The sequence below is a fragment of the Heyndrickxia faecalis genome (assembly GCF_040267745.1).
In the GTDB taxonomy this organism is placed as follows: Bacteria; Bacillota; Bacilli; order Bacillales; family Bacillaceae_C; genus Weizmannia; species Weizmannia faecalis.
On the sequence record NZ_CP158453.1, the window covers coordinates 3037075 to 3052807 of the forward strand.

Here is a 15733-nt window from a genome sequence, read left to right on the forward strand (position 1 = left end):
TTGAAATATAATTTATTTAGGCGTAAGCTGGACATACATCAAATTTTTATATCACGGAGGTCCTGTAAGATGCGTCTAAGCCAAGTCATAAGAAGCGGTCCAAACCAATACATATGTGAAGAAGATGCAGCCAAATATTTGGAAGAAAAGCTGGAAGAATTCAAATATCCGGTTGTCATTACCGGGGTAAAATCATTCAAAGCATTTCAAAAATTTGCGTCAATACCGCAAAACTGGCCGGTACTCCGGTACGATCATACTGCAAGTGAGAAAAACATGGCAAAACTGGCGGAACAGGCAGGCCGTGCAGATGTCATCGTCGGGATTGGCGGCGGCAAAGTGCTCGATACGGCAAAGGGAACAGCAGAACTGCTCAACTGTGAAGTCGTGCTCGTTCCAACGCTAGCCGGAACGTGTGCCGGTTATACGCCTTTATCCGCTGTTTATCATGAAGACGGCTCATTCAGTCATGTCGCTTATTACAAACGTTCCGCCTTTTTAACCCTGATCGATTTGCGTATTCTCCTGAACGCACCGGCCGAATATTTGCTGGGCGGAATTGGCGATTCTTTAGCCAAATGGTATGAAGCAGAAGGCATCACCCGTTCCATGAAACATTTGCCGGTGATGGTCGAACTCGGCCTCCGCTCCGCAAAAGCGATTTATGAAGGGATCTTGCGTGACAGTGAGCAGGCATTACACGACCGAAACGAAGGGAAGATAACCGACGCTTTCCGCAATATAGTTGAAATTATAATTGGCGCGGCCGGGACAGTCGGCGGCTTTGCCGGCGAATACGGAAGAATGGCTGGGGCCCACGCCATCCATAACGGGCTGTCCTTCCTGCCGGAAACGCATTCCATTCTGCACGGTTCCAAAGTGGCTTACGGCATCCTTGTCCAATTAGCGGCAACAGGCGATATCAATGAAGTGAAAAAACTGCTTCCGTTGTATCAAAAACTCGGTTTTCCTTATAATCTGGATACACTGCATGTGACGGAAAATCATGGCGCGGCCATTGAAAAAGTCGCAGCATATGCCGCAAAACCCGAAGAATCCTTTCGCCTGCTTGGCAGCTTTACGAAGGCGCAAATTGCAAAAGCAATGGAAACAATCGAACAGCTCACGGCTGAAAAGGCTGATATCAAATGATTGGCACGGGCGGCCCCGGAACAAGGCCGCCTTCACCCTGCTTAAATGCAATCCGTTTGTTGCACCATTTTTTCAAAGTTTCCGCCTTTTCTGTTTGCATCACTTGCAATAGAAATGGCCGCCGTAGCGGACTTTCATACGGGATCGCCATTTAAAATGCGGTTATGGAGGCAATTAGGCCTGCCAAAAAATTCGATGCCATATTAATCTTCACCCTTACTTGGATCTGCTTCATCCAGAGACAATCTGACCACTTTCGTATATTCACCTTTTGCTATTTCTTCCGGCGTTGCTTTTTGGTCGAGCTCTTCCTGGTCGTCAAGGCCAGTCGCAAGTGTCGGCTCAACACGTCCGTTCTCTTTTTCCACTCTCTCCACATCCTTATTGAAGTGATGCGGCTAGTTTTCCACGGATGCTCACAATTTATGCGATTGCAGCCGATTGCTCGGTTCTATTTTAAAATTTTGAATTTCTTCTTCCGGCAACCCAGTGTATTTATTGATCACACCTAAGTCTGGTTGCTCCGCTCTGTTTCAGCTTTTTCAATTCTTCCTCTGCCAGCCCGGTGTATTTTGCGATTGATGCCAGATCCTGGTTCTCTTCCAGCATTCTTTTGGCAATCCTTAATGCCGCTCTCCTTTCCCCTTCTTTCAACCCCTCTTTCAATCCTTCTTCTTTTCCTTCTTCTTTTCCTTCTTCTTTTCCTTCTTCCTTCCCTTTTTTGTACCCTTTGTCGTAAAAGGAATTTGGCAGGCGCAGGATTTGGTCGGCTTCTTGCGGATCCAGATTTTTAATGCTTGACATCACAAGTTCATCCTCCTTATCCGTTAATTTAAAATAAGAATCAAAAAATCCATAGATTAGTGCCATTCTTGCCGGGTCGAGTTCCATGCGGGCCATCATTCTTAAGAACTCTACTTTTACCTGTACTTTTTCTTTTTTTGTATACCCCATTTTGCTGAGCAGTGCAGCCGCAACGGGATTGTTGCTTCGAATATATTCTTTCCAGTTTTTCCTGATTAAGTGTATGGACATATAACGAAAACGGATGGACTCAAAGTTGCGGATTCTTACGGTGAAAAGAGAAGGAGTTTCCCTGCGTTTATTATAACTGAAAACAGCAATTGGCAAAACCGGCAAGCGATATTTTTCATAAATGCGGGAATAGTAAATAAACATCCGTTCCGGAAATTCCATTTGATAATAAGACTGCGGTTCCACATGGATGAGGACAACCGTGTCTTCCCCTTTTAATTTCAATTTTGCCAAAATATCAATTCTGCGTTGTTCACCAGCTGTGATGTCTGTAAACAGATCCTGCTGGAGGAATTCCACATCAGAAAAGTCCATCCACCGCGCTACTTCCGGGAAAAAGGCTTCCATGAAATCTGCAAAAAAAGTTTGGATAAGTTCTTTAAACAAGCGGTCGTGCGGCAAATACTCCGCTTTTTCTTCCATTATAAGTTGCATATGCATCCACCTTTCTTTTTCCAAAAAGATGATTTCTTTTCATTTGCAATGCCTGCCAGAGCGCGTCTTCTGACAGCTCCCGGCTGCCTTGCAAATCTGAAATCGTCCTTGCCAGCCTGAGAATTTTCATTTGTGCCCGGCTGCTGAAGTTTTCCTTGCTTGCCCACTGCCTGAGCATTAAACTGCTGCTGTTTGCGAGCGGATTTTTTTGTAGAAAGATTTCGTTTGGCACTGTACCGTTACAAACTTCCGCCCCGTACCTTTCGTACTGCCTTTTCCTTGCTTCCGTGACGCGGGTTCGGATCTGTTCTGAAGTTTCGTTTATTTTCCCGGACTCTTCCAGTAACGGTACTGTCCCGACTGGCAAAAATATGTCAAAGCGGTCTAACAGCGGTCCGGAAATCCGGTTTTGATAAGCTTGAATTTGTTTTGGCGTGCATGTGCAATACGCATGGGGCGACCCGAGATAACCGCATGGGCACAAGTTCATGGCCGCAAGCATAATAAACCGGGCAGGGTAAGTCACCGTGGAAGCGGCTCTGCTAATGGTTACTTTCCCATTTTCAAGCGGCTGCCTGAGCATATCAAGCGTTCTTTTTGGAAACTCGGCCATTTCATCGAGAAACAGCACCCCGTGATGGGCTAATGAAATTTCACCCGGATGCGGCCGGGAACCCCCACCGACGAGTGAAACTGCAGATGAAGCGTGATGCGGCGCGCGAAACGGCGGTTTCCGGTGAAATCCCCTTTTCACGTTTGCAAGCTGATAGAGTCCCGCCACTTCAAAAGAAGACGTTTCCGAAAGCGGCGGCAAAATCGAAGGAAAAGCCTCAGCCAGCATACTTTTTCCGCTTCCGGGCGGGCCGTACATTAAAACATTGTGGCTTCCGGCGGCGGCAATCTCCAGTACTTTTTTCGCATGCCGGTGCCCAAGAATCATGCTGAAATCTGCTTCGAATGAATACTCATCTGGTTGCAGCTGCCTCTTTTTCCGGACAGGCGGCAGCTTCTTTCCGGACAATGAATCGAGTACGTCCTTTAAATGCTGGACAAATATAATATCCATCCCGTCCATTTGTGAAAAGGGAAGTTCCGCAGCGGCTGGCAAATACAATCTTTTCATGCCTAATCCCCTTGCTGCCATCACATACGGAAGCATCCCAGCCACTGCCTGAACAGACCCGTCCAGTGAGAGCGCGCCCAAAAAGGCAGTATGATCAGGAATTCTGGCATGAAAAAAGTGGTTTTCTGCCATCAGCCCGATTGCAATGGGCAGATCAAGTGCAGGACTGTTTTTCCGCTCGTCTGCCGGGGAAAGATTGACAATCGTTTTGCTTTGGAACAGCATACATCCAATCGATGAACATGCACCCCGTATTCGTTCCTTAGATTCTTTCACCGAAGCATCCGGCAACCCGACAATGGTGATCCCGGACCCGCACCCCAACATCATCTGCACTTCGGCATGAACACAATATCCTTCTATTCCCTTTAGGCCAATGCTGCTTATGATGGTTGCCATATTTTCGCACCCCTTCACCCGAACTTACATTCTATAAACAGAATAAAAGATCGTACGTTCGTTGTCAATCTATTTTTCAAAAAAACTGAAAGGAAATTTGCACATTCCCGTCGAATACTTTAGAAATCCATTCCGGAAAGGAGAATAAAAATGAAGACAGCAATTGTTGAAACCGTTTTCGGAAAGGCCCGGGGATACGAGGAAAAAGGTGTACAAATCTGGAAAGGGATTCCCTATGCAAAACCGCCAATCGGACCTTTGCGTTTCCGCCCGCCGGAACTGCCCGAACCCTGGGCAGGCGTAAAAGATTGCACGCAGTTCGGGCCAATTGCATGGCAGCCGCCGGTTGAACTGATGGATTTTCTCGGGAATCCGGCTGAAAATATGGACGAAGACTGCCTGAATCTTAATATTTGGACGCCTGGAGCAGACGGGGAGAGGCGTCCTGTTATGGTATGGATCCACGGCGGCGCGTTTGCTAACGGGGCAGGTTCAGCGCCTTCTTATGACGGCTCTGCTTTTGCCAAAAACGGGGATGTTGTTGTGGTCACGATCAATTACCGGCTCGGGGCGCTCGGTTTTCTGTATCTTGGCGAAATGGGCGGAGAAAAGTATGAGGCCTCCGGAAATTGCGGGATCCTCGATCAGATCGCAGCTTTAAAATGGGTAAAAGAAAATATTGCTGCTTTCGGCGGGGATCCGGACTGCGTGACCATTTTCGGCGAATCTGCAGGTGCCATGAGTGTTGCGGCATTGCTTTCTTCCCCTGCCGCAAGCGGGTTGTTTCATAAGGCCATTCTCGAAAGCGGGGCGGCCAATTTTACCGCTACACCTGAACGGGCAGCCAAAAATGCACGACGCATACTGGAAACGCTTGGTCTGGAGAAAAAAGATGTTGCAAAACTGGCAGAGGTGCCGGCAAAAAATCTAGCAGAGGCTGTGAATTCGCTCCCTTTCATGAGCCTACTTCCGGTTACAGATGGCATTGTGCTGCCGGAACATCCGGAAAGGGCTCTTGAAAATGCGGCAAAGGACATTCCGGTTTTAATCGGAACAAATAAGGACGAATACCGGCTGTTCACTGTTTTCAATCCGGTGTGGAAAAGGCAGGACCCTAAAGAGATGCAGGACGTTTTCCAAAAAACATTTGCAAAGTATTGGGACGCCCTTTCCGCAAAAATTACAGATCCAAGTGCATTTACCCAGGAATTATACGACCGGATCATGACATACTTTGTATTTACCGGTCCTGCCTTAAAATTGGCAGATACCCGCGCACAAACCGGGGAAAAGGTGTGGATGTACCAGTTTGACTGGGAAAGCCCCGTTTATAACGGGACGCTTAAAGCCTGCCATGCCCTGGAAATTCCATTTGTGTGGCATACGCTGGAACAACCCGGCACGGAAAACTTAACGGGAAATGCACCCGGCCGGCATGCGCTTGCAGACCGGATGCATCAGGCGTGGATTGCTTTTGCCCAAAATGGCGATCCGAATTGCAGTCTGCTCCCCGAATGGCCGCCATATAACACAAGGCAGCGGCCCGCGATGATTTTTGGCCAGGATTGCAGAGTAGAAAAGGATCCGCACCAAGCCGAGCGGGCATTGTGGGGCGGCCTGGGGGAATGAGAAGCCGCGGCAAAAGGCAAAATAGCTCGGGCGGCGGGCATTTTTCAAATCAACATGCCGGCGAACCTGCACCAGGCAGGGGGGTCAGGATGACAAGGCCGCCCGGAACATGAGCGGCAACAAAACCCATTTTATATCACACACCGGCGATACGGCCCACACCAGAAAAGGAAGGCTGCGGGGCAAGGTCGGCCGCTATATGACTCAAAAACGACAAAAAACGGCCCACACCAGAAAAGGAAAAAACAGAAAGACAGGGACTTTTCTTCCCCATGTCCGGCATCTTTTCCAGCCATCGGTTTGGCTTAATCGAGTAGGAGGCTAATCATTATTTGATTAACCGACCTCTCACACCACCGTGCGTACGGTTCCGTACACGGCGGTTCTAAAGTTTACGACCGTACAGACAGATAGTAATATATACCTTGCTCTTCGGAAGAGTTCGTTTGTAAGGGTTCTAGCTAAGATATGGCTGCCGGAGATTCTCCAGTAGCCTTTTCTTGTGTTAGCCCATTCCCACGCCTTTCTTTTATTGATCCCTAATTTCTTGAGCCAATAAAATCTTGTGCGTACTCTCTTCCATCTTTTCCAAGTTACCATTCGCATTCTTCTTCGTGTCCATTGGTCCAGTCTGGTTACCAGACTTTTCATATCCGCTAGCTTGTAGTAATTTACCCATCCTCGGACAGTGTCGTTTAGCCTTTTCTTTCTTTCCTCTACGCTTAATCCGTTGCTTCTTCCTGTGATTCTGCGAATTTTCTCCTTTAATTTTTGAACACCCTTCGGGTGTACCCGGAATTTGCATTTTCCTTCATAAAGGTAAAATCCATAACTCAGGAACTTGATGTTTCTAATATGTGTGATCATCGTCTTCTCTCGGTTCACTTTGAGTCGCAATTTCTTCTCAATGAATGGGAGAATGTTATGGTATGTTCTTTCGCAGCTTCTTCGGCTTTTACAGAATATGATCACATCATCAGCGTAACGGACAAATCGGTGATTTCTTGCTTCCATTTCTTTATCCAATTCGTTTAACATTACATTGGCAAGAAGCGGACTTAGTGGTCCTCCTTGTGGAACACCGAAATCATTTGTTGTCCTTATTCCTTTGATCATAACACCTGCATTTAGGAATTTATGGATTAAGGAGATTACACGTCCGTCGTGAATTGTTTCACTCAATATCTGGATAAGCTTACTATGGTTTACCGTGTCAAAGTACTGTTCTAAGTCCAGGTCTACTACATACTGGTATCCTTCATTTACATTCTTTTGGCACTTGAGAAGTGCCTGATGTGTACTTCTATGTGGTCGGAAACCATAGCTATTGTCTGAGAACTTTCTTTCATATATAGGGACTAGGACCTGCGAAATGGCTTGTTGGATGACTCGGTCTACTACCGTTGGTATTCCAAGTTTCCTTGTTTTCCCGTTGTCTTTTGGAATTTCTACCCTTCTAACGGGTTGGGGCTTGTATGTCCCATTTCGAATGGAGAGGACGAGTTCCCTCTGATGTTCAGTTAGGTATGCCAAAAGTTCACCTGTTTTCATTCCATCGACACCGCCCGCACCTTTGTTTTTCTTTACCTTTTTATAGGCACGGTGCAGGTTATTACTTGAAAGGATTCGTTCGAGCATCCATTCGTTCTGTCTGTTGGTGTTAGTGGTGTTGTTTTCAGTTATCCTCTTGAAACTATGCCCTCTGCCATATCCTTCCTGTTCCGCAGTATCTTTTTGACAGCAGGTTTCTTCCTGTTTTCTGCATTTGTTCGTTTCTTCGGTAACTTTCATTGACTTCCACTTCCTTTAGTTCAGCCCTTCCTTCGATGCTCCAGGCATCTCCGTACTATGGCTTCTGCTGACTTCTCACGGCAAATCTTGTTTCAACCAGGTTTCATACTCTGTTTCCACCTGTCCGTGAGACCTCCCGTGGTAAGGTGATTTGCTTTCATTCCATGTACCCGCACCATTTACGTTTCCACATCCGGATAGCTTTTGGGCTTTGACTTGTTCAGCAGCCTTACCCTGTGAGAGTACGCCTAATGATGTTCGTGTTCCTCGGGTCAGAATTTTGCCTCCAGCTTCCTTCAGATTCCATCTCACGATGGACACCCTTGCTCTTGGCTAATGGTTGGTCGCTACCTACCCCCATAGCGGACTTACACCGCCTAGCGAATCGCCATGCACGGCGCACTGAAATAAGAACGTGGCTTTTTTGTCACGCTCTTATTTCATTCTGCAAGCTTGCGAATCTGTTCATTTACATTTTCATGGCACAGGCCGCCGTGGTAGCAGATGACGGATTCAATATCAAAATCAAGCAGCTTTTTCAATGAAGCCATTGCGGTTCCCATATCAGGCGTGACTTGCTGTCTGGGGCCATGCAGTTTGCCGTTGTCTGCAACCATCGCATCCGCAGCGATCAATGTTTTGCTCTTTTTAAGATACAGGCAGCAATGGCCAGGCGTATGCCCCGGTGTAAAAATCACCTCTATTCCGCCGCCAAAAGGCAGAACTTCTCCATCCCCGATCACTTTGTCCACTTTCGCTTTCGGCGGATTCAAATACATCTGTTTCATTTCTTCCGGCATCGATTCCCATCTTGCCGGATCGATCTTTTCCGGATCCGCTTTGATCAGAAGCCTCTCCCCTTCGATATATGGCTTGTCCAGCCCGTGTGCGTACACCGTAATGGAATGGCCGGACTCTGCCAATATTTCCGGCACGCTGCCAATATGATCCATATCCTGGTGCGTCAGAATAACTGCGTCCAATTTTTCAAACGGCACGCCCGCCTTCTCCATTTCTGCATGGATCAAATCAAGCGAACCCGGCATGCCGGCATCTACCAAAACCGCTTTCTGTTCATCCCAGATCAAAGTGGGGTGAATGATAAAATGGTTCAGGTTGATTTCCAGCATCGCAACGCCCTCGGCAATTTTTTTCAATTGAATCCCTCCCATCTGCATTGTCTTTTCCATTTTATCACAAAAAACAGACAGCCCTATTCTGCTGCCTTTCGCTATTCCTTCCGAAGCTGGAGCTTATGGCGCTGGTGCGCGCCATCGCTGCACCAATAAGAAAAAGGAGGACTCCTGGCACGAGAACGTTAAAAACATGGGTGGCCGTATTAGGCAGCACCGTACTAAATCCGTTTCTCGGTGAAGAACTCCCGGCCACGCCGGCAACGCCAACTTTATAAAACCACAATTGGAAACGGCATGTTAACCTTTTGCATCTCGATAGTTCTTGATAACGAATTACAATGGGCATTGCATCAACTGTCTCTCAAAATAAATGCAGCTGAAAGCGACGCCATTTTTTCGTAATAACGAACAAAATACTTTCTTTTTCGCAACATTCCTTTGTTTTCCTTGCTTTTTAAAAATATATTAAGAACAAATTGTTTTATATTACGAACAATTCGTTTTTCACTGAGGTGATTTATCCGAAAACAGCAAAAAGCCCTGTCTTTCAGAGATAGCCTTCTGAAAGACAGGGCGATATATTCACAATCCTTGAGCGCCTGCCAAAAGACCGAGGGTTGCCCTTCCGAAAAGCAGCCAGTATTTTACTTTAACAGCCCATACGCTTTTTTGTACACCGTATTTGCAATTTCTTTATGCCCTTTGTCATTGGCGAGCCAGCCGTCGCTTTTGCCCGTGGCCGCTTTCTCTCCGTTCGGGCCGTGTGTATCGGAACGGTTTAGCCAAACAGATTCAATATTGGCAACAGGAACCCCTTTTGCCTTCCCAACCTCTTCAATGGCGTGGTCATAAGTGAAGGACAACTGGCCGCTGTTCCAGGTGGTGATCAAAATGATTTTTGTTTTCTTACCGGTACCCTTTCTGATTTCATCCACAAAATTTTCAAGATCTTTCTTAAATTGGCCAGTAGAAACATAAGTATTTTTGGCATTCCGGTTCAGATCAAACGTACCGAACTCAATCGTCACAAGATCAGGATGATTGAAAATAATATGGGGAAGACTGTCTGCCCCATGTTCCTTCAGGCCGGCCCCGCTCTTGCCGTAGCCATTGATGGTCTTCACTTTATATCCAAGGCCTTGGTGAATGCGCGCAGCCAACAAAGCGGCATACGTTTTGCTTTTTTTCGTTGCAAAATCCCCTGCTGTCAGGCTGGAGCCGACCGGCAAATACACCAGTTCTTTCCCTTTATGTTTTTCGTAAATCTGTTTTGCCGCGCTTTCCTTTGCTGCCTTTGCCTCCAGGCTGCGCTTCTTTTCTTTTGCCAAGTCTTTTTTATATTGCTGCTGTGCTTTTTCAATCGTTTTTCCGGTGTTCGCCTGATAATACCAGTTACCGGTCCCCAGCACGCCAACCGTAATGAAAAACAATAAAACAACGAGCCATCCTTTTTTTCCCAAACTGCCGTCCTCCTGAAATGGTTTCTTAAACTATTATACAAGATTGCGCGTTAGAGGGGAAAAAGGAGATGATGTGGAGTATCCTAACCTAAAAAATGGCGCGGCTGTTTTTTTCTCCCGCTAATGTCCCATTCATTGTGGCATGGTCGTCTATCCTAATGACGCTCCATTCATCGTGGCATGGACGTCTATCCTAAACTAACGTTGCCGCAAGCTTTACAAGATGAATGACTTTGAGAAAAAGCCCATGGACTTTTGGTAAAAAGTGAAAGTTTCCTATAGGAGAAACAGGGAAAAACAATGATAAGAATAGAACTTAACCAGGCAAGAAAATTCTGCCTATAACTATGGCGGTCGAGTAACGCATTCGGATAGAATGAACGAGAAGCCGGAAAATCATGAAACTTAATTGAAGGAGGAGGGAAAACAAAAATGAAACGGATGCTTCCATTGATGGCAGCTTCAGATGGCAAAAATGCAGGGGGGACAGCAGCAAACGATCATGTTTCTGCATTTTATTTTGAGGAGAACGACGGGATTCCGAATAATCCGTTCCTCCCTGTACTCATTTACCACGGTGTTTTTAAAGGACGGACAGACGAAATTGAGAAAGTGTTTCAAAAAAACAATTGGGGAAACAACTGGGTATGGACCATTTTCCCTTACCATCATTTCCACAGCAATTCCCATGAAGTGATTGCGGTACGAAGCGGTTATGCCAAAGTGCAGCTTGGCGGCCCTAAAGGCAAAATCTTTACAATATCTAAAGGTGATTGTGTGCTGTTGCCGGCCGGAACCGGGCATAAACGGATTGAGTCAGGAGGCGGGTTCGCGGTGACAGGGGGTTATCCGGGCGGGCAGGATTATGATACCCAAATGAGGGCAGATGAAACCTTGCGCGAAAATATCCGCAAAACCGGCATGCCGGAAACCGATCCCGTGTTTGGAAAAAACGGGCCGCTTTTTTCCTATTGGACCCGTGAACCGGGCGGCAAAGCAGGATGAGCGGCAGTTCGCGGGCAGAAACGGCCGCCAGGGCAGGCTGGTTCCAGCGCAAAAGATGAAATTTCTTTCTAGTTTGCATTCCATATTGCATAAAATGAAACCAAACTTGAAAGACTAGCCTTGTATTCTTTACAGAAATGGGTGTGAATCATGAAGGAAATTTTGGAACAAGTGAAGGAAAAGCTCGAAAACGCTTATAATCATCCCGATTCAGCAGATTTAGATGCCTGCATCCGGCAGCTTCAGGATGCCCGCCAGCAGTACGGGGACAAAGGGACGATGATTGAAGATGCCATTACGGCGATCGAACAGGCGAAGCATTCGATCCCGGAACACCGCCATGCAGGTACTGATTCGGCGGCAGGCGCATTCGGCCAGGCATACAACGCCCTTGAGCATGCCATTGAGTCTTTCTCTGGAACGGAAAATAATGATCCATTTTAAAAGGCAGATTTTTAAAAACAGCATCGTGCTCCATTCAAACCTTGGATTTTCCAAGGTTTTTCTGTTATTCCATCCATGTAGCGCGAACCGGGCAACGATTTTGGCCAAGGAAGCCAATACTCTCCAAATGATTTCCGCAATCGCGGTTTCAGCAATTTCTCCCATGCATCCCTTAAAAAAAAGCCCAACCGCGCCTTCCCTGCTTTTTCAATTCCGGAACCTCCCATTTCCAAATCCTGCTGCTGCAAAAATAACCGCAATCAGGGTATAGATATATTACGAAACACAGCAAAAAAACTTCAAGGAGGGCATACATTGGACCAATCTTATGTACAACAAGGCAACGGCAGTATGGATGCCAGTATGGAAAAACCATTATCACTGAAAAAACTGGCAGACCAGGTCATCGTGATCACCGGCGCTTCGAGCGGGATCGGGCTTGCCACCGCAAGAATGGCTGCAGCCCGCGGCGCACGGCTTGTACTCGCAGCAAGGAATGAGCATGCATTGAAAATCCTTGTCAATGAGTTAAAAGACAATGGCGGTTCCGCCGTCTGGGTGCAGGCGGATGTCGGGCGTGAGGAAGATGTGAAGCATATTGCGGCAACCGCCATCAAAACGTTCGGCGGCTTTGACACTTGGGTGAATAATGCCGGCGTTTCAATTTTCGGCGAAGCGATGGACGTCAGCATTGAAGATATGAAGCGCATGTATGACACGAATTTCTGGGGAGCCGTATACGGGACAAGATTAGCCGTCCATCACTACAAAAGCCGCGGCGTGCCCGGTGCTGTGATCAATATCGGCAGCCTGTTCGGCGACCGCGGAACCGTCATCCAGTCCACCTATGCTTCCTCTAAATTTGCGTTGCACGGTTTTACAGAAAGTATCCGGATGGAACTCGAAAAAGAGCATGCGCCCGTATCGATTACGCTCGTTCACCCCGGCCGGATCGATACGCCGTATAATGAGCATGCGCGCAGCTACCTTAAGAAACAACCGGCGCATTATATGTCCATGATTTACCCGCCTCAAGCCGTCGCGGAAGCCATCCTGTTTGCAGCCGAGCACCCGAAGCGGGATATGTATGTCGGATCGCAGGCAAAAATGGTCGCAGTCTTAGGCCGCTTCTTGCCACGGTTCATGGATAAATTAATGGAGCTGACCATGTACCGGACGCAGCACAGCGACCGGCCGTCAAAGTCGAAAGCGGACAGCGCCCTCTACCATCCGGGTTACGGCCTGCATGAACGGGGCACGAATAAAGGCTGGATGCGCAGAAACAGTTATTATGTCAAGATGAGCAAATATCCGCTTGCATCAGCCGCCATAGCTGCATTTGTCGGGGCAGCGCTCTGGGCTGCCGTTTCACCCAGGCAAAAAGATTAAGGGGCAAGCCACCTTGACCGCAGGGTGGCTTGTTATGGTTGGCGTTCCGCTGTTTTTTTACTGATGGCCGCCAGTTTTCACTGATTCTGGTCACTCGATAGGTTATGTTTACATAACCCCAATTTTGAGAGTGTTTTTTTCCACGTCCTCTCTTTTCCCTGGCTTTAACTGCTCTCCCGGTTTTTCCCAACTTCCCGGGTTTCCCATGGCGTTTCGTTGATACCAGGCTTGCATCCCTTCTTGCATTGACAAAAAAGGAAGGCGCCGCCTCCCTTATGATTCCGCCATCTTGATGATCCGCGCCGGGTTTCCGCCGACGACTGCATTGTCGGGCACATCTTTGACCACGACGGCTCCGGAAGCGATCACCGCGTTGTTGCCGATCGTAACGCCCGGGTTAATCACCGCGCGTCCGCCGATCCAGACGTTATCGCCAATTTTCACCGGTTTGGTCAACTCCAGGCCGGACACGCGCGTTTTTGCATCAAGCGGATGTGTTGCCGTATAAATATGGACACCCGGCGCCAGCATGCAGTTTTTCCCGATTTCAACCGGTCCCCCGTCGAGAATTACACAATCGAAATTCGCATAAAAATTCTCTCCGACATGAATGTTAAACCCGTAATCGCAGCGGAAATCAGATTCGATAAAGAGGCGTTCCCCCGTCGAACCGAATAATTTTTTCAACAATGCTGTCCGGGTTTCCAAATCGGTTTCGTCCGTTTCATTGAACGTACGGACGAGGCGTCTTGCATTAAGCCTCGCCTGCGCGAGTTCCGGGTCTCCCGCATTGTACAACTTCCCGGCAATCATTTTTTCTTTTTCTGTACTCATGGGCCAGCCTCCGTTTATCCCTGTTTTTTCTTCGGTACATATTCAAAAATTTTTCCGCTCTCAAAAAAATCGACAAGCCGCGAAAGCCAATCGTAATATTCTGCAAGATTGAAAAGCTCATTTAAAAAATGATTCAGCTGCTTCTCCATTTCCGGCGGCAGCTCTTCATTGTCCTTTAGTTCTGCCAACTCACGCGCAAATTTTTTTTCGAAGAATTTGTTGCGATGAATGATTTTCCGCAAATTGGACGTAAAAATGGCAACAAAAGTGTCGTAAAAATCGAGGCCGACATTGTAAAGATCTTTCCGGACCCCTTTTTCAAACACTTTTTCCGCGATATTCATATCGACCATTTCGCGGACTACCTGGCTCATTCTTGTCTTGCTCATGCCTGTTGCCTGGGACAATTCATCGAGCGTCATCGGCCGGTGATTTATGTAGATAATGCCGAGGACACGCCCGACGGTTGGCGGGATGCCGAAAGCACGAATATGGTCCGCAATTTTTTCAATATATTGTTCTTTCGCCCGGACAACTTTGTCCAACGTTTTTTCTTCCATTCCAGAAATGCTCCTTTTGGCCGCTTTGCCGAAGTACTGTAAAAAATGATGAACCAATTGCCTTCAATTACAATATATATCATCTATATAATAAGTACAATACGTAAACTTTTCATTTTACAAATTTTACGTTATACTAATATTGTAACCAATCTTTAACCAAAACAAACTGGAGGTGCGAAAATTGTTAAAGTTTGACCACGTCTCGAAAATTTATAAGGGCGGCAAACGCGCCGTGGACGATTTGAATCTCGAATTCGAATCCGGCCGCTTTATCGTTTTTATCGGCCCGAGCGGCTGCGGTAAAACGACCACGATGAAAATGATCAATAGGTTGATTGAACCAACAGAGGGTACCATTTATATCAATGGCAAAAACATCAAAAATACGGACCCCGTCAAACTCAGAAGAGAAATCGGGTACGTGATTCAACAAATCGGTTTATTCCCCCACATGACAATCCAGCAAAACATCTCTCTTGTCCCGCGATTACTGAAATGGCCTGAAGAAAAACAACGGGAGCGGGCCAAAGAACTGCTCCAGCTCGTAGATATGCCTGAAGAATTTTTGGACCGTTACCCGCATGAATTGAGCGGCGGCCAGCAGCAGCGTATTGGCGTTTTGCGGGCACTGGCGGCAGACCAGCCGCTCATTTTAATGGATGAACCGTTTGGCGCGCTCGATCCGATTACACGCGACAGCCTGCAGGACGAACTGAAAAAGCTGCAAAAGGAACTTGGCAAAACCATCGTATTTGTCACCCACGACATGGATGAAGCAATTAAACTTGCCGACCAGATTGTCATCATGCGCGACGGCAAACTGGTCCAAACTGGCACGCCGGATGAAATTCTCCGCGAACCGGCCAACGAATTTGTGGAAGCGTTTATCGGCAAAGAACGGCTGCTTCAGGCCCGGCCGAATATCCAGACCGTTGAACAAATCATGAGTCCGAAAGCCGTTACAGTCACAGGCGATAAAACATTAACAGAAGCCATCCAAATCATGAAAGAACGGCGGGTTGACTCCCTGCTTGTCGTGGACAGCCGGAAAGTGCTCCTCGGCTATATCGATGTCGAAATCATCGACCGAAACCGCAGGAAACCGGTTCTTGTCAAAGACATGGTGGAAACGAATTTAATCGCAGTGGAAAAAGATACCCTCATCCGCGATACCGTCCGGAAAATTTTAAAACGGGGCATTAAATACGTGCCTGTTGTCGACCATGAACACCGGCTTGTTGGCATTGTCACGAGAGCAAGCCTTGTCGATATCGTTTACGACTCCATCTGGGGCGAAGAGGAACCCGTATCTGAAATCATCAGTTAGGAGGAAAAATC

Annotated in this window: 14 protein-coding genes; 6 read left to right on the plus strand and 8 right to left on the minus strand. The window is 47.3% G+C overall.

Features of this window, described 5'->3' with window-relative positions:
- Window positions 1-69 precede the first annotated feature (69 nt).
- Window positions 70-1152, plus strand: coding sequence for an iron-containing alcohol dehydrogenase family protein (locus ABR335_RS14600; RefSeq protein WP_168985885.1), 1083 nt, complete (start codon window positions 70-72; stop codon window positions 1150-1152).
- A gap of 203 nt (window positions 1153-1355) precedes the next feature.
- On the opposite strand, the gene ABR335_RS14605 is transcribed toward ABR335_RS14600, so the two are convergent.
- The 3 genes from ABR335_RS14605 to ABR335_RS14615 form a co-directional block, all read right to left on the minus strand.
- Window positions 1356-1520, minus strand: a complete 165-nt coding sequence (locus ABR335_RS14605) for a hypothetical protein (RefSeq protein ID WP_013858399.1) — start codon at window positions 1518-1520, stop codon at window positions 1356-1358.
- Between the two features lie 127 nt (window positions 1521-1647).
- The gene (locus tag ABR335_RS14610) at window positions 1648-2622 is read right to left on the minus strand and encodes an Rpn family recombination-promoting nuclease/putative transposase (protein ID WP_014096120.1); all 975 of its coding nucleotides are present in this window, start codon (window positions 2620-2622) and stop codon (window positions 1648-1650) included.
- The gene (locus tag ABR335_RS14615) at window positions 2567-4144 is read right to left on the minus strand and encodes a YifB family Mg chelatase-like AAA ATPase (protein WP_071452371.1); all 1578 of its coding nucleotides are present in this window, start codon (window positions 4142-4144) and stop codon (window positions 2567-2569) included. The genes ABR335_RS14610 and ABR335_RS14615 overlap by 56 nt, the downstream gene beginning before the upstream one ends.
- Before the next feature lie 150 nt (window positions 4145-4294).
- Here ABR335_RS14615 and ABR335_RS14620 point away from each other — a divergent pair, with 150 nt between their 5' ends.
- A complete protein-coding gene (locus ABR335_RS14620) occupies window positions 4295-5773 on the plus strand; it encodes a carboxylesterase/lipase family protein (RefSeq protein ID WP_350346304.1) in 1479 nt (492 codons plus the stop codon).
- 348 nt (window positions 5774-6121) lie between these two features.
- Here ABR335_RS14620 and ltrA read toward each other — a convergent pair whose 3' ends face one another.
- The 3 genes from ltrA to ABR335_RS14635 all read right to left on the minus strand — a co-directional run bounded on the left by ltrA (window position 6122) and on the right by ABR335_RS14635 (window position 10160).
- The gene (gene ltrA, locus ABR335_RS14625) at window positions 6122-7564 is read right to left on the minus strand and encodes a group II intron reverse transcriptase/maturase (protein WP_350346305.1); all 1443 of its coding nucleotides are present in this window, start codon (window positions 7562-7564) and stop codon (window positions 6122-6124) included.
- Between the two features lie 440 nt (window positions 7565-8004).
- Entirely contained in the window at window positions 8005-8721 is a 717-nt protein-coding gene (locus tag ABR335_RS14630; RefSeq protein WP_035182475.1) for an MBL fold metallo-hydrolase, read from the minus strand.
- Between the two features lie 623 nt (window positions 8722-9344).
- Complete coding sequence (locus ABR335_RS14635) at window positions 9345-10160, minus strand: SGNH/GDSL hydrolase family protein (RefSeq protein ID WP_350346306.1); 816 nt, start codon at window positions 10158-10160, stop codon at window positions 9345-9347.
- Window positions 10161-10592: 432 nt separating this feature from the next.
- Between ABR335_RS14635 and ABR335_RS14640 the strand changes: the two genes are divergently transcribed.
- From ABR335_RS14640 to ABR335_RS14650, 3 genes are all read left to right on the plus strand, one after another.
- Window positions 10593-11165, plus strand: a complete 573-nt coding sequence (locus ABR335_RS14640) for a cupin domain-containing protein (protein WP_350346307.1) — start codon at window positions 10593-10595, stop codon at window positions 11163-11165.
- Between the two features lie 150 nt (window positions 11166-11315).
- On the plus strand, window positions 11316-11609 hold the full coding sequence (locus tag ABR335_RS14645; RefSeq protein ID WP_013858390.1) for a hypothetical protein: 294 nt from the start codon (window positions 11316-11318) through the stop codon (window positions 11607-11609).
- Window positions 11610-11960: 351 nt separating this feature from the next.
- On the plus strand, window positions 11961-12998 hold the full coding sequence (locus ABR335_RS14650) for an SDR family oxidoreductase (RefSeq protein WP_110134284.1): 1038 nt from the start codon (window positions 11961-11963) through the stop codon (window positions 12996-12998).
- Window positions 12999-13271: 273 nt separating this feature from the next.
- Here ABR335_RS14650 and ABR335_RS14655 read toward each other — a convergent pair whose 3' ends face one another.
- Together ABR335_RS14655 and ABR335_RS14660 are read right to left on the minus strand one after the other, a co-directional pair.
- Window positions 13272-13832 carry a maltose acetyltransferase domain-containing protein gene (locus ABR335_RS14655; RefSeq protein ID WP_013858384.1) on the minus strand — a complete coding sequence of 187 codons (561 nt, stop codon included), beginning with the start codon at window positions 13830-13832 and terminating at the stop codon, window positions 13272-13274.
- Window positions 13833-13846: 14 nt separating this feature from the next.
- Complete coding sequence (locus tag ABR335_RS14660) at window positions 13847-14392, minus strand: GbsR/MarR family transcriptional regulator (RefSeq protein WP_350346308.1); 546 nt, start codon at window positions 14390-14392, stop codon at window positions 13847-13849.
- Window positions 14393-14576: 184 nt separating this feature from the next.
- Between ABR335_RS14660 and ABR335_RS14665 the strand changes: the two genes are divergently transcribed.
- Window positions 14577-15722, plus strand: a complete 1146-nt coding sequence (locus ABR335_RS14665; RefSeq protein ID WP_350346309.1) for a betaine/proline/choline family ABC transporter ATP-binding protein — start codon at window positions 14577-14579, stop codon at window positions 15720-15722.
- The last annotated feature ends 11 nt before the right edge of the window (window positions 15723-15733 follow it).

What these genes read in the sequence shown, in the direction of transcription:
- ABR335_RS14615 (WP_071452371.1), bottom strand. Translation starts at nt 4,144, where the DNA reads ATGGCAACCATCATAAGCAGCATTGGCCTAAAGGGAATAGAAGGATAT.
- ABR335_RS14650 (WP_110134284.1), top strand. Translation starts at nt 11,961, where the DNA reads ATGGATGCCAGTATGGAAAAACCATTATCACTGAAAAAACTGGCAGAC.
- ABR335_RS14640 (WP_350346307.1), top strand. Translation starts at nt 10,593, where the DNA reads ATGAAACGGATGCTTCCATTGATGGCAGCTTCAGATGGCAAAAATGCA.
- ABR335_RS14620 (WP_350346304.1), top strand. Translation starts at nt 4,295, where the DNA reads ATGAAGACAGCAATTGTTGAAACCGTTTTCGGAAAGGCCCGGGGATAC.
- ABR335_RS14600 (WP_168985885.1), top strand. Translation starts at nt 70, where the DNA reads ATGCGTCTAAGCCAAGTCATAAGAAGCGGTCCAAACCAATACATATGT.
- ABR335_RS14655 (WP_013858384.1), bottom strand. Translation starts at nt 13,832, where the DNA reads ATGAGTACAGAAAAAGAAAAAATGATTGCCGGGAAGTTGTACAATGCG.
- ABR335_RS14660 (WP_350346308.1), bottom strand. Translation starts at nt 14,392, where the DNA reads ATGGAAGAAAAAACGTTGGACAAAGTTGTCCGGGCGAAAGAACAATAT.
- ltrA (WP_350346305.1), bottom strand. Translation starts at nt 7,564, where the DNA reads ATGAAAGTTACCGAAGAAACGAACAAATGCAGAAAACAGGAAGAAACC.
- ABR335_RS14645 (WP_013858390.1), top strand. Translation starts at nt 11,316, where the DNA reads ATGAAGGAAATTTTGGAACAAGTGAAGGAAAAGCTCGAAAACGCTTAT.
- ABR335_RS14610 (WP_014096120.1), bottom strand. Translation starts at nt 2,622, where the DNA reads ATGCAACTTATAATGGAAGAAAAAGCGGAGTATTTGCCGCACGACCGC.